Here is a 13,453-nt window from a genome sequence, read left to right as displayed (position 1 = left end):
CGCCTTCAGGTTCCCCGCTGCCACCGCGTCAGGGCCAGAATCGCGCCGCCGGCGATCAGGCCCCAGAAGGCGCCGCCGATGCCGAACAGCGTCAGTCCGCTGGCCGCCACGATGAAGGTGATCGCTGCCGCCTCGCGGCTTTGCGGATCGCTCAAGGCGGTGACGAGGGAATTGGCGAAGGCGCCGAGCAGCGCCAGGCCGGCGACGGCCTGGATCAGCACCGGCGGCGCGGCACTGAACACTGCGGTCGCAGCACCGGCCAGCAGGCCGAAGACGATATAGCCGATGCCGGCCACCACGGCGGCGATCCAGCGCTTGTCGGGATCGGGATGCGCCTCGGGTCCGGCGCAGATCGCCGCCGTGATGGCGGCGAGGTTGACCGCATGGCCGCCGAAGGGTGCGCCCAGCAGGCTGAAGAGGCCGGTGGCGCGGAACAGCGGCGCCGGATCGGGGTGATACGCGTTGGCCTGCAGCACCGCGATGCCGGGGATGTTCTGGGACGCCATGGTGACGATGAACAGTGGCAGCGCGATACCGAGCAGGGCGCTGGCGGAAAAGGCGGGCATGACGAGCACCGGCTGCGGCCATAGCGAGCCGAGGCTTGCGGCATTGATCTCGCCGCCGGCGATGATGAAGCCGAGCGTCACCAGCACGGCGGCCGGCATCGCGTAGAGGCGTTTGAACTTCGCCACCAGCGCCCAGACGATGACGATGCTGAGGCCGGCAACGGGAAGCGCGGCCACCGCCTTCACCGGCGCGAGGCAGAGCCCGAGCAGGATGCCGGCCAGCATGGCATTGGCCAGCGCTGGCGGGATCGCGGCCACCGCGCGACCCAGCGGCTTCCACAGGCCGGCGAGGGTGAGCAGGGCGCCGCAGATCAGGAAGGCGCCGACCGCGCCGGCAAAGCCGCCGGCGATCTCATGGCCGGCGCTTGCCGCCAGCAGCGCGCCGCCCGGCGTCGACCAGGCAATGCTGATCGGCATTTTTGTTTTCAGGCTGAGGATGATGGCGCAGAGCCCCATGGCGATGCTGAGTGCCATCAGGCCGGACGCCGCCTGCGCCTGGCTGGCGCCGACGGCGATCAGGCCCTGCAGGATCACCGCAAAGGATGAGGCGAAGCCGACGAAGGCCGACAGCAGCCCGGCGGCAATGGCTGGCGCTATGGAGGCGGGGGCTGATCGAATCGGCGCGGACATGCGCCGAGTCTAATACGCGATTGCTGCCGTTGTCGCGTCGCCGCCTACTGCGACAGCAGGCGGCTGGACCAGTGCACGGCGAAGGGTGCTGCCGGATGCAGCGCCGGCGCCGGTTCGGGCTGCAGGCGGGTGAGCGTGATGCGCAGGCCGTCTTCCAGCGCGGTGGTGGCGGCGACGCGCAGATGCCGGATCGCCGCGGTGGGATCGCCGAGCAGGCGGCGGATATCGCCAGCGCGCGGCGGCAGCATGGTCAGTCGCGGCGGCTGGCCGCTCAGGCGGGCGATCAGCGCCGCGAGATCGCGGATGCGGGTCGGCTGGCCGGTGCAGACATTGAACACGGCTGCGGCCGCCGGGCGGCGGTCGCGCTGGCGTTCCAGCAGGCGGTCCATCGCCGCCGTCAGATGCGCCGCCACATCGGCGACGAAAATGAAATCGCGCTGCTGCTCGCCATCGCCATGCAGCGGCAGCGCTGTGCCGGCTGCGGCACAGGCGGCGAATAGGCTGATCACGCCGGCATGGGGCGAAGCCGGGTCCTGGCGCGGGCCATAGACATTGAAGAAGCGCAGGCCGGCCGTGGGCACGCCATGCTGGCTGGCGGCGATGCGGCCGTGCAGTTCGCAGCCCAGCTTGTCGGCACCATAGGCGTTCAATGGTCGTGTCGGCGCCATTTCCGACTGGCGCTGGTCGCCGCCGTCGCCATAAACAGCGGCCGCGGAGGCATAGACCACCGGCACCGTGCGCCGGCGCGCGGCATCGAAGACGGCGATGGTACCGCCCAGATTGATGCGATGGCTGCCGCTCCAGTCTTCCCGGCTGGCCGCTGTGCCGGCGGCGGCAAGATGGAAACAGCCGCTGACTCCTGCCATGGCGAGCGCCGTCATGGCGGGATCGGCAACATCGCCGAGCATCAGCTCGGCTTCGGGCGCCAGATTATGGGTGCGGCCGCTGGAGAGATCGTCGAGCACGCGGACCCGGTGGCCCTGGCGCAGCAGCTGGTCGACCAGATGCGAGCCGATGAAGCCGCAGCCGCCGGTAACGAGGAACTGGGCCATGGGCCGGGCCTTTCCTGACGCAGAGCTTGAGACAGACAGGAAAACGCATGGCGGGGCAGGAGGTTCCGCCTCCGGACGGCCGCGCTGCGGCGACCGCATATAGACCGGAAATCCGGTAATCGTATACGATCCAGGCAAAGGATTGCCCGGCCGATTCGAATGGCCGGCGGACGGTGCATGGCGCAGGGAATGGTAAAGCCGGCATCCGGCAAGGCGACCGCTGGCAAGGGGCCCGCGCCGCGCGCAACCGGGCGCAAGATCACCGCTGCCGAGGCGATGGCGGTGCCGCGCCTGCCCAAGACGGGTGGAAAATCCGCGCCCGGCCGCAAGACTGCCGCCGCCGGCAGCCGCGCCAGCATCGACGATGCGACGATCTATGACAGCGTCTACACCGCCATTGTCGACCACATCATCATGCCGGGCACCAAGCTGCCCGAAGATGTGCTGGCCAGGGCCTTTGGCGTCAGCCGCACGCGCATCCGCAAGGTGCTGCTGGCACTAGCGCATGAGAATCTCAATCTGGTGACGCTGCAGCATAACCGTGGCGCCTCGGTGACCAAGCCGAGCGTGCAGGAGGCGCGCGACGTGTTTGCCGCCCGCCGGGTGGTGGAAACCGGCATCGCCGCCGCACTGGCGCGGCAGATCACGGCCGAGCAGATCGCCAGCCTGCGCCGCTTCGTGGCGCATGAGCATGAGGCCGAGAAAACGCGCGACCGGCGCGGCGCCATCAAGCTGGCCGGCGAATTCCACATGGAACTCGCCAAGCTGATGCAGAACGAGCCGCTCACCGTGTTCCTGCGCGCGCTGATCTCGCGCACCTCGCTGATCGTCGCGATCTACGAGGCGCCGGGCAATGCGATGTGCAGCCATGAGGAACACGGCATCCTGATCGACCGGCTGGCCGCGCATGATGCCGCTGGCGCCGTGCGCTACATGGAAGAGCATCTGCTGCGGCTGGAAGGCGGCCTCGACCTGAATGCGGCCAAGCGCCGTCCGGTCGATCTGCAGGATGTCTTCGCCCGGCTGGCCGGGGGCGCGAAGGGGCGGTAATTACTGCAGCCCATCCCAACCATCCGTGCGTCGCAACGCGCAGATGGATCCCCGGGACAAAGCCGGGGTGACGGATCGAGCGGCGCGACCCTAGCCCTTATACGGGTGCACCTTTTTCCAGTGTTCGGCGATCTCGATGCGTTTGGCGATCCACACCTTGTCATGGCCCTGGATGTAATCCATCAGGCGGGCGAGTGCGGCAGCGCGGCCGGGCCGGCCGATCAGGCGGGCATGCAGCGCGATCGTCATCATCTTGGGCGCGCCGTCGCCGCCTTCCTTGTAGAGCGTGTCGAAGGCATCGCGGACATGGTTCTCGAAATCGACGCCGGTGGCAAAGCCATGCAGCTGGCCGAACTTCATGTCGTTGTTGTCGAAGGTATAGGGCACGATCAGCTGCGGCTTCTTGACGCCGGTCGTGGTCCAGTAGGGCAGGTCGTCGTCGTAGGAATCGGATGAATAGACGAAGCCACCGTCTTCGGCGACCAGCTTCAGCGTGTTTTCCGAGAAGCGGCCGGTATACCAGCCGAGCGGGCGCTGGCCGGTGGCCTGGCGGATCGACTCAATCGCCAGCTTCATGTCGGCGCGCTCCTTGGCGATCGACATGCCGTTATAATCGAACCAGCGCCAGCCATGGCTGGCCACTTCATGGCCCTGCTCGTGCATCGCGGCGGCCGCTTCCGGGTTGCGCGCCACCGCCATGCCGACGGCCCAGGAGGTGAAATGGATGCCGCGTTCCTGGAACAGGCGCAGGATGCGCCACACGCCGGCGCGGGCGCCGTAGTCATAGACGGATTCAGTGGCATGGTCGCGCTGCTTCACGCGCGGGGTGCCGCCGGGGATTTCGGTGAGATAGGTTTCCGACACCTTGTCGCCGTGCAGGATGCTGCGCTCGCCGCCCTCTTCGTAATTGAGCACGAAGTTGACCGCGACTTTGGCGCCGCCCGGCCATTTCGGGTCCGGCGTGGTGGGGCCGTAGCCATAGAGGTCGCGCGGATAGGGTTTTTTACCGAGCGCGGCGGCAACGATGTCGATGGTCTTTTTGGTCTTCTTCGGGGCGGCAGTCTTTTTCTTTTTGGCCATGGCTCTCAGCTCAAGGGATCGCGCGGAACGCGGGGCGGTTTACCGAACGGGTTTGAAATTCTCGATGAAATGCAGCAGCGCGCCGGTGGCGAGTTCCACATCGTCGGGCAGCACGGCTTCCAGCGGATTGTGGCTGATGCCGCGGGTGCAGCGCATGAAGATCATCGCGATCGGGCAGAGCGGCGCCAGCGTTGCGGCATCGTGGCCGGCACCCGACGGCAGCCGCATGGTCGGCACGCCCTGCGCCGTGATGGCGGCTTCGGCCGCATCCATCAGCTTGGGGTGGCAGGGCGTTGCCGTGCTGTTGTAAAGCTCGGTGATCTTGTATTCCAGCTTGCGACCGACGCAGATCACGCCGATCTGTTTCAGGATGTCGTCGGCGGCGAGGTCGCGCAGGTCGTCCTCGCCGGCGCGCACGTCGATCGAGAACACCGCCTTGCCGGGGATCACGTTCATCGCGCCGGGCAGGGCTTCCATCATGCCCACGGTGCCGACCAGCGTCGGCGTGCCGGTGCAGCGCTTTTCGATGTACTGCACGATCTCGGCTGCCGCCACCAGCGCATCCTGGCGCTGGCCCATCGGCACGGTGCCGGCATGACCGGCGAGGCCGGTGATCTCGACGCGGAAACGATGCGCACCGGAAATCGCCGTCACCACGCCCAGCGCCAGGCCCTCATTTTCCAGCACCGGGCCCTGCTCGATATGCAGTTCCACGAAGGCGGCGATACTGCCCGGCTTGCGGGCGCAGAAGCCGACTTTGGCCGGATCGAGGCCGAAGCTGCGATAGGCATTGCCCATCGAGATGCCCTGCTTGTCCCGGGCTTCCAGGATGGCGGGATCGAAGGTGCCGGCCACCGCGCGGCTGCCGGTCATGGCCGAGCCGAAGCGGGTGCCTTCCTCGTTGGCGAAGCCGATCACCTCGATGGGAAAAGGCATCCGCTTGCCGCGTTTGTTCAGGTCGGCGATGCAGGCGATCGGCGCGATCACGCCCAGCATGCCGTCGTATTTGCCGGCATTGCGCACGGTATCGAGATGCGAGCCGGTCATCAGCGCCGGGGCGGCCGGTTCGGTGCCGGCATAGCGGCCCACCACATTGCCGGCCGAATCATGCTCGACCTCCATGCCGGCCTCGCGCATCCACTCCGCGACGCGTTCATGGGCCTGCCGGTGCTGCGGCACCAGGAAGGTGCGGGCCAGAAAGTCGGGGCTTTCACTGATGCGGCCGAGTTCGTCGAGCTGCGCGAGCATGCGGTCGGCAAAGCGGTGGGCGGCCATGGGCGAAATCCTGTCGGAACGCTGGGGGATTGTATACACTTTCCAGAACCATAGCACCGGCCCAAGGCGGAGGCCAAGCGCGGTTGACGGCGGCAGCACCGGCCGGGATATTTTTATGGGGGGAAATCTTTGTTGGTCCGGGACGTCTCGAAATATCCGGCCGGACATGGCAATGAATTCGCCATGCTGCCCAGTCGCGCGCCATGATCCGCGGCCAGGCTGTCTGGATGCGTGATGCCGCTGACCTGAGCCGATGACCACAGCCCTTACCGAATCGCAGCGCACCGTCGCGCGCAAGTTCGTCGCCTATGTCTTTGGCGATATGGCCGCGCTGTGGGCTGGCAAGGGCTGGAACATGGCAGGGCAGCATGGCATCGAGCGGCTGCGGACCGATCTGACGCCGGTGGCGCTGGGCTATCGTCGCAGCATGGTGGTCGGCCGCCAGCTGTTCTTCTTTTCGCAGGCCTGGCATGTCACTGGCACGCCGCTCTATGCCGACCGGGCACATGCGCTGTTTGCCGACCTGACCGGACGGTTCTGGGATGCCGAACATGGCGGCTGGTTTTTCAGCCTGGGCGATGATCATGCGCCGGCAAATGCCGGCAAGGATCTGTACGGTCATGCGCTGGTGCTGTTCGGGCTGGCGCATTATGCGACGGTCTTTCAGCAGCCGGCGGCGCTCGACTGGGCGCGCCGCACCCATGTGCTGATCCAGCGTCATCTGCGCCTGCCGCAGGGCTGGCTGGCCCAGGCCGCCGCCCGGGACTGGAGGGTGACCGATCAGGCGCTGGAACAGAATCCACATATGCATCTGCTGGAAGCCTACCTGGCATTGCATGCGGCCAGCGGCGATCCGGACTTCCTTCAGGAGGCGGCACGGATCGTGGCACTGTTTGCCAAGCATCTGCGCTCGCCCAATGGCGCCCAGGTCATCGAGCATCTCGATGCCGATGGCCGGCCGCGCCAGGATATAGGCCATCTGGTGCAGCCAGGGCATTCTTATGAATGGTACTGGCTGCTGAACGAATATGTTGACAGCAGCGGGCAGCAGGACTGCAAGATCCTCGCCGCCCCCCTGTTCGACTGGGCCAACCGCCATGGCGTGGACGGCCTGCATGGCGGCATCTACGACCAGCTCGACACCCAGGGCCACGTGTTCAGCGACCGCAAACGCATCTGGCCGGTGACGGAATGCATCAAGGCGCATGCCACGCTGGCGGCGCAGGGCGGCGATGCCGAGACCTGTGCGGCGCTGACGCGATGGATCACGTTTCTGGACCGGACCTATTTGACGGGTCAGGGCGGTTGGCATGAATATCTGCGCCGCGACCTGCAGCCCGACAGTGACTACCTGCCGGCCAGCACGCCCTATCACATCGCGATGGCGGCGCTGAAGGTCGAGCGACTGCTTGGCCAGCGTGAGACCCGTAAATTGACGATGATGCCATGAGCCACGATCCGGACACTCTCCTGCAGGCGATGTTCCAGGCGGCGCGGCAGGCCGCCGATCCCGCCGTCTGCCTGCCGCCGCATCTGCCCGCACCGGCCCGCGGGCGCACCGTGGTGGTGGGCGCCGGCAAGGCCGCCGCCAGCATGGCCCGGGCGGTGGAGCAGCACTGGCCGCAGGACCGGCTGGATGACCTGGATGGCATCGTGGTCACGCGCTACGGCCATGACGTGCCCTGTGAGCGCATCGTGGTGGTGGAGGCGGCGCATCCGGTGCCGGATTCGGCGGGCGAGAAAGCCGCGGCGCTGATCCTGCGCAAGGTGCAGGGGCTGGGGCCGGACGACCAGGTGCTGTGCCTGATCTCGGGCGGCGGCTCGGCTCTGCTGGCGCTGCCGGCGCCGGGCCTGACGCTGGCCGACAAGCAGGCGGTGAACCAGGCGCTGCTGTCCTGCGGTGCCAACATCACCGAGATGAACTGCCTGCGCAAACATCTCTCCGCCATCAAGGGCGGCCGGCTTGCTGCCGCTGCCGCACCGGCGCCGCTGGTGTCGCTGCTGATTTCCGATGTGCCAGGCGACGATCCGGCGGTGATCGCTTCTGGCCCCACGGTGCCCGATCCGACCAGCTTTGCCGATGCGCTGGCGGTGATCGAGAAATACGGCATCCCGCTGCCGCCGGCGGTGCTGAAGCATCTCAGGGCCGGCAAGGGCGAGACGCCCAAGCCCGGTGATGTGGCCTTTGCCAATACCAGAACCGTGATGATCGCCACGCCGCAGATGGCGCTGGAAGCCGCTGCAAAGGTGGCGCGCGCCGCCGGCATCACGCCGGTGATTCTGGGCGATGCCATCGAGGGCGAGGCCCGCGAGGTGGCGATGGTGATGGCCGGCATTGCGCGTCAGGCGCGCCGCCATGGCCAGCCGGCCGGCACGCCCTGCGTGCTGCTCTCGGGCGGCGAAACCACGGTGACGATGCGCGGCAAGGGCCGTGGCGGCCGCAATGCCGAATTCCTCACCGCACTTGCCGTGGCCCTGGATGGCGCCGAGGGCATCTATGCGCTGGCCGCCGATACCGATGGCATCGACGGCAGCGAGGACAATGCCGGTGCGCTGCTGCGGCCCGACAGCATCGCCCGCGCGGCGATGAAGGGCATCGATGTGAAGGCCTGCCTGGCCAACAACGATGGCTATGGCTTTTTCCAGGCGGCCGGCAGCCTGATCATGACCGGACCGACCCTGACCAATGTGAACGACTTCCGCGCCATCCTGATCCTGTGACCCGCTGACCCATGAGCACGCGCGCCACCCTGCTGCTCGCCATCCTGCCGCTGCTGGCACTGGGCAGTTGCGTGCCGAGCGGCAGCATGACGGCGCCACAGGCAGCCGCACCTGCGTCGGGTATTCGCAGCAATCCCGGCGGACCCGATCTCGAACGCTACACCAACAATGCCGGCCAGTATCCGCGCGCCACGCCGGCCACCTGGTGGCAGCCGGCCTACAGCGTCGACGGTTTCTCGCGGCTCGACGAGATCTTCAGCGCCCGTGTGGTCGCGCGCGGGACCGCGTCGCGGCCCTGGCGGCGCGCTGCCGCCGAACCGGCACTGCAATATTCCGCCCCGCCGATGCGTGGCGGCGGGCGTTACGATATCGACGGCTATCTGGCGCGCAATCCCACCACCGGCCTGCTGGTGGCCGTGGGCGACACCATCCATGTCGAACGCTATCAGTATGGCCGCACCGATGCGCATCGCATGGTGTCGTTCTCGATGGCCAAGACGATCTGCGCCATCCTGGTCGGCCTGGCGGTGGCCGATGGCGCGATTGCCTCGATCGACGATACGGCCGAAAAATATGCACCGGCGCTGGCCGGGAGCGAATATGGCCGCACGCCGATCCGCCACCTGCTCACCATGTCGTCCGGCGTGCGCTTCCGCGAGGATTACGATGGCCGCGACGACACCGTGAAACTGTCGCGCGCCATGCTGTTCGGTCCCGGTGGCGCCGGCGCCGTGCGGCAGTTCGATACGCGAGAAGCGGCGCCGGGTACGCGCTGGTACTATGCCTCGTCGGAAACCCAGGTGCTCGGTCTGGTGTTGACCGGCGCACTGAAACGCCCGATTGCCGACTATGCCGCGGAGCGCATCTGGCAGCCGATCGGCGCCGAGGCCGATGCCAGCTGGGTGATCGACCGCACCGGCCAGGAAACCACCTATGCGAATTTCAGCGCCGTGCTGCGCGACTATGCGCGGCTGGGCATGCTGCTGGCCAATGGCGGCAAGGTCGGTGCGCAGCAGGTGATCCCGGCCGACTGGCTGCGCGAGATGACGCGGGCGCATTTCACCAGCACGCAGACCGGCCGCTGGTTCGGCTATGGTTTCCAGACCTGGATCTTCCCCGAGAATGACGGCAGCTTCGCCCTGCTGGGTGTGCGCGGGCAGACCATTTTCGTCGATCCGCAGCGCCGCCTGGTGATGGTGCACACCGCCGTGCGGCCCGATGCGCGCGATGCCGGCGGCGCCGAGGCCACGGCATTGTGGCGCGGCCTGCGCCAGCATTTCCCCCCTCGCGCCGGATAGGCTATACAGACACGGTCACCCGCCGGAGGCCGTATGCAGCCTGTTACGCTCAGTCTTGCCGATCTCAACCGCATGAGCGCGCCCGATTTCGTCGCCAGCTTAGGCGGCATTTTCGAGCATTCGCCCTGGGTGCCGGAGCGTGCGGCGTCCAGGCGCCCGTTCGGCAGCCTCGACAGCCTGCATGGCACCATGGTGGCGGCGATGTGGGCCGCGACTGAGTCCGAAAAGCTGGCGCTGCTGCGCGCGCATCCGCAGCTGGCCGGCAAGGAAGCCGATGCCGGCACGCTGACGGCGCATTCGACATCGGAGCAGGACAGCGTCGGCCTGACGCGGCTGAGCGCGGAAGAGAAGGCCAGGATCGTGGCGCTCAACGCCGCCTATCTGGACCGCCATGGCTTTCCCTTCATCATCGCGGTGAAGCTGCGGACCAAACGGCAGATTTTCGAGGCTTTCGAGGCGCGCATCCGCAATGCGCGCGAGATTGAACTGACCACGGCGCTGGTCGAGGTGGGCAAGATCGCCCGCATCCGCCTCGAAGCGCTGCTGCAGGCTTGAGGAGACGCGAATGGCCCGCCTGAGCACCCATGTGCTGGACACCATGCATGGCAAGCCGGCCGCCGGCGTGACCATCGAGCTTTACGCGCTGGATGGCGATGCGCGCCGCCTGGTGAAGACCGTCACCACCAATGCCGATGGCCGCACCGATGCGCCGCTGCTGGCCGGCGAGGCCTACAAGCCCGGGCAATACGAGCTGGTGTTCCATATCGGCGCGTATTTCCGTGGCCTTGGTGTCACGCTGCCCAGTCCGGGTTTCCTCGATATCGTGCCGCTGCGCTTTGCCATGGCGGAGGCCGACGGGCATTACCATGTGCCGCTGCTGGCCTCGCCCTGGAGCTATTCGACGTATCGCGGATCGTAATCCGAACGGAGGTTTGCCATGACCGATCATGCCGCCTTCATGCGCCAGGCCATCGCGCTCAGCCGTATCCATATGAATGCCGGGGCCGGCGGCCCCTTCGGCGCGGTGATCGTGGCCGATGGCAAGGTGGTGGGCGAAGGCTGGAACAAGGTGACCTCCACCAACGATCCCACCGCCCATGCCGAGGTGACGGCGATCCGCGATGCCTGCAAACGCCTGGCGCGTTTCGACCTGCGCGGCACGGTGCTCTACACCAGCTGCGAACCCTGCCCGATGTGCCTGTCAGCCACCTACTGGGCGCGCATCGACAAGGTCTATTACGCCAACGAACAGGCCGATGCGGCGGCGATCAATTTCGACGACGCGTTTCTCTATCGCCAGCTGGCGCTGCCGCGCGAACGCCGCTCGCTGGTCTGCGAGCAGATCCTGCGCGACGAGGCGCTGGAGGTGTTCCGCGAATGGGCCGACAAGCCCGACAAGGTGCCATACTGAACGAGCGTTCAGCGCACCTGGTTTCGATTCTGCAAAACGCGGCCGCTTACTTGATCGGCGCCCCTGCCGCGATCCAGGCGGCGAGAATCTGGCGTTCCTCATCCGTCATCTCGGTGGCATTGCCGGGTGGCATGGTCTCGGTGCGCACCGCCTGCTGATTGATGAGCGATGCGAAACGGCGGATCTGCGCCGGGCTTTCCAGCATCACGCCTTTCGGCGCCTCGGTGATGCCGTCGAAGGTCGGCTTGGCGGCATGGCACACCGTGCAGCGGGCGGCCACCACGCGCTGCACATCCTCGATGGTGACGCCTTCCGCCAGCGTGGCGCGGCGCGGGTCCCAGTGGGTGAAGAACACCAGCCCAACGGTGAGCGCGAAGGCGATGCCGAGGAATTCGTAGCGCGTGCCGCGGCCCTGGTTTTTCAGGTTGAAGAAATGCCGCACCAGGCCGCCGATGATCATCACCACGGCGAGGATCGCCCAGCCGTAAGGGTGGCCATAGGTGACCGGGTAATGGTTGCTGATCATGGCGAACAGCACCGGCAGGGTCAGGTAGTTGTTGTGCAGCGAACGCTGCTTGGCCTGTTTCCCATAGGACGGGTCGGGCACCTGCCCCGCCAGCATCTCGGCCACGGCCTTGCGCTGGTTGGGGATGATGTTCATCGCCACATTGGCCGCCATGATGGTGCCGATCAGGGCGCCGACATGCAGATAGGCGGCACGGGCCGAGAAAATCTGCGTATAGCCCCAGGCGGCGGCCACCAGCAGCACGAAGCCGACAATCGCCAGCGCCGCGTCGTTGTTGCCGAGCGGCGACCGGCACAGCAGGTCATAGGCGATCCAGCCCAGCACCAGCGAAACCAGGCTGAAGCCGATAGCTTCCCAGCGGCCGAGCGGCAGCACCTTGGCATCGATCAGGTAGAGATCGGCGCTGACGTAATACAGCGCGCCCATCAGGAAGAAGCCGCTCAGCCAGGTGAAATAGGCCTCGTATTTGAACCAGTGCAGTTCGGCCGGCAGCTGCGGCGGCGCGACCGAGTATTTCTCGGTGAAATAGAAGCCGCCACCATGGATCAGCCAGGCCTGGCCCAGCACACCCTGCTGCTGGTTGATGCCCTTGCGCAGCGAATTGTCGAGCCAGACGAAGAAGAAGGAGGAGCCGATCCAGGCAATGCCGAAAATCAGGTGCATCCAGCGCAGCACCAGATTGAGCCATTCCATTGCCAGATCGATCATGCCGTCCGTCCCCCGGGGACCGCGCCGATGTTGCGGCGCGGCAAAGACCAAGCCCTACCGAGCCCGGGCAGAATCGTCAATCCGGATTGTGTACAATTTTACCGCGCAGCGCCGCTCAGACCTGCTGCCGGCGTGCATCCTTGGCATGCAGGATCAGCGGTTCGCCCGGCATGTTGCAGGTGAGGATGCGGGTGATGCGGCCCTGGGCATCGCTCAGCGGCAGCACGATGCGGTCCCAGCTGTTGATGGTGATCTGCATCGGCATTTCATGCCAGGTGAACAGCGGTATCGGGCGGCGCAGCAGGGCGCGATAGCCGGCGATGTAGAATGTGCTGGCCAGCGAGCCGGTGACGATTTCAGAGGTGCGCTTGCCGGTCATGTCGAAGCCGGCAACGCGGGCCACTTCGCTGCCATAGAGGCGGTAGCGGAAATCCTCGCCGTCATCCAGCACGTCGATCAGCAGGATGTAACCCAGCGCCGGCTTGAGCTTGAACGGATCGATCTGCTCGGGCATCACGCGGCCATCGGCATCGCGCAAGGACAGCCAGAGATTCAGCACGAAGGGCAGCTGGGTGGTGGGCAGGTCTTCGGCGCGCGGATTCCACTGCACGACCGGCGGCTGCAGGCCGTGGCGCAGGAATGGCGCGCTGAGCGGCGTCAGGTTGCCGGTCAGCAGGCCGTCGCGCATCGCGTCGATGGCTGTGCGGTCGGGGGCGTCGCTCATGGCTGGTCCATCATTCTGCTGGAGAAATAGCGGTTTCCCGCCATTACGGCAAGCTGGCGAGTAGGCGTTCCGGCTATGCAATCTGGCCGGTCGGTTCAGATGAGCCTTAGTTCAGACGCTTAGGCGGCGGCGGTTCCAGCTCGCCCAGCATGGCACGCACGCTATCCAGATGCGGATTCAGCTGCAGGGCTGCACCAAAGGCACTGACCGCCGCTGCCATTTCGCCATGGCGCAGGCAGATCTGGCCGAAACCGCAGATGGCGCCGAAATGGCGCGGTTCGAGCTGCAGGGTGGCGCGGATATCGGCGATGCTTTCGGCATCGCGCTGCTGCAGATACAGCAGGGTGGCGCGCTTGTTCCAGGCCTCGGCCCAGCGCGGCGCCGCGCGCACCAGGTCGTCCAGCACCTGTTC

The 13,453-nt window shown here is 66.7% G+C and carries 13 protein-coding genes and 1 pseudogene; 7 read left to right on the top strand and 7 right to left on the bottom strand.

The window, feature by feature from the left end; all coding sequences use genetic code 11:
• Positions 1–5: 5 nt before the first annotated feature.
• Together AAG821_RS18970 and AAG821_RS18965 are read right to left on the bottom strand one after the other, a co-directional pair.
• Positions 6–1,196: a benzoate/H(+) symporter BenE family transporter gene (locus AAG821_RS18970; RefSeq protein WP_341915329.1), complete on the bottom strand. Its 1,191-nt coding sequence runs from the start codon at positions 1,194–1,196 to the stop codon at positions 6–8.
• 44 nt (positions 1,197–1,240) lie between these two features.
• The gene (locus tag AAG821_RS18965) at positions 1,241–2,248 is read right to left on the bottom strand and encodes an NAD-dependent epimerase/dehydratase family protein (RefSeq protein WP_341915328.1); all 1,008 of its coding nucleotides are present in this window, start codon (positions 2,246–2,248) and stop codon (positions 1,241–1,243) included.
• A 177-nt stretch (positions 2,249–2,425) separates the two neighbouring features.
• On the opposite strand from AAG821_RS18965, the gene AAG821_RS18960 reads away from it, so the two are divergent.
• A complete protein-coding gene (locus tag AAG821_RS18960; protein WP_341915326.1) occupies positions 2,426–3,298 on the top strand; it encodes a GntR family transcriptional regulator in 873 nt (290 codons plus the stop codon).
• Positions 3,299–3,388: 90 nt separating this feature from the next.
• Here AAG821_RS18960 and puuE read toward each other — a convergent pair whose 3' ends face one another.
• Positions 3,389–4,378, bottom strand: coding sequence for an allantoinase PuuE (gene puuE, locus AAG821_RS18955; protein WP_341915325.1), 990 nt, complete (start codon positions 4,376–4,378; stop codon positions 3,389–3,391).
• Positions 4,379–4,417: 39 nt separating this feature from the next.
• Positions 4,418–5,653 carry an allantoate amidohydrolase gene (locus tag AAG821_RS18950; RefSeq protein WP_341915323.1) on the bottom strand — a complete coding sequence of 412 codons (1,236 nt, stop codon included), beginning with the start codon at positions 5,651–5,653 and terminating at the stop codon, positions 4,418–4,420.
• A gap of 253 nt (positions 5,654–5,906) precedes the next feature.
• Between AAG821_RS18950 and AAG821_RS18945 the strand changes: the two genes are divergently transcribed.
• Genes AAG821_RS18945 through AAG821_RS18920 form a run of 6 tightly spaced genes read left to right on the top strand, consistent with a single transcriptional unit; the run spans position 5,907 to position 11,083 of the window.
• Entirely contained in the window at positions 5,907–7,103 is a 1,197-nt protein-coding gene (locus AAG821_RS18945; protein WP_341915322.1) for an AGE family epimerase/isomerase, read from the top strand.
• Positions 7,100–8,374, top strand: coding sequence for a glycerate kinase (locus AAG821_RS18940; RefSeq protein ID WP_341915320.1), 1,275 nt, complete (start codon positions 7,100–7,102; stop codon positions 8,372–8,374). Before AAG821_RS18945 ends, AAG821_RS18940 begins: the two co-directional genes overlap by 4 nt.
• 11 nt (positions 8,375–8,385) lie before the next feature.
• Complete coding sequence (locus AAG821_RS18935; RefSeq protein WP_341915319.1) at positions 8,386–9,672, top strand: serine hydrolase; 1,287 nt, start codon at positions 8,386–8,388, stop codon at positions 9,670–9,672.
• Between the two features lie 33 nt (positions 9,673–9,705).
• On the top strand, positions 9,706–10,227 hold the full coding sequence (uraD, locus tag AAG821_RS18930) for a 2-oxo-4-hydroxy-4-carboxy-5-ureidoimidazoline decarboxylase (RefSeq protein ID WP_341915318.1): 522 nt from the start codon (positions 9,706–9,708) through the stop codon (positions 10,225–10,227).
• Positions 10,228–10,237: 10 nt separating this feature from the next.
• Positions 10,238–10,591: a hydroxyisourate hydrolase gene (uraH, locus tag AAG821_RS18925; RefSeq protein WP_341915317.1), complete on the top strand. Its 354-nt coding sequence runs from the start codon at positions 10,238–10,240 to the stop codon at positions 10,589–10,591.
• 18 nt (positions 10,592–10,609) lie between these two features.
• Positions 10,610–11,083, top strand: coding sequence for a nucleoside deaminase (locus tag AAG821_RS18920; protein WP_341915315.1), 474 nt, complete (start codon positions 10,610–10,612; stop codon positions 11,081–11,083).
• A 46-nt stretch (positions 11,084–11,129) separates the two neighbouring features.
• On the opposite strand, the gene AAG821_RS18915 is transcribed toward AAG821_RS18920, so the two are convergent.
• The 3 genes and pseudogenes from AAG821_RS18915 to AAG821_RS18905 all read right to left on the bottom strand — a co-directional run.
• Positions 11,130–12,317, bottom strand: coding sequence for a urate hydroxylase PuuD (locus AAG821_RS18915; protein ID WP_341915314.1), 1,188 nt, complete (start codon positions 12,315–12,317; stop codon positions 11,130–11,132).
• Positions 12,318–12,432: 115 nt separating this feature from the next.
• Positions 12,433–13,041 carry a PAS domain-containing protein gene (locus tag AAG821_RS18910; protein WP_341915312.1) on the bottom strand — a complete coding sequence of 203 codons (609 nt, stop codon included), beginning with the start codon at positions 13,039–13,041 and terminating at the stop codon, positions 12,433–12,435.
• A 106-nt stretch (positions 13,042–13,147) separates the two neighbouring features.
• A pseudogene (locus tag AAG821_RS18905) lies at positions 13,148–13,453 on the bottom strand (hypothetical protein); the annotation flags it as partial.

The sequence above is a fragment of the Ferrovibrio terrae genome, assembly GCF_943372915.1.
Taxonomy (GTDB): Bacteria; Pseudomonadota; Alphaproteobacteria; order Ferrovibrionales; family Ferrovibrionaceae; genus Ferrovibrio; species Ferrovibrio terrae_A.
Note: the sequence above shows the minus strand (reverse complement) of the source record. Positions and strands in the feature narration are given on the sequence as shown.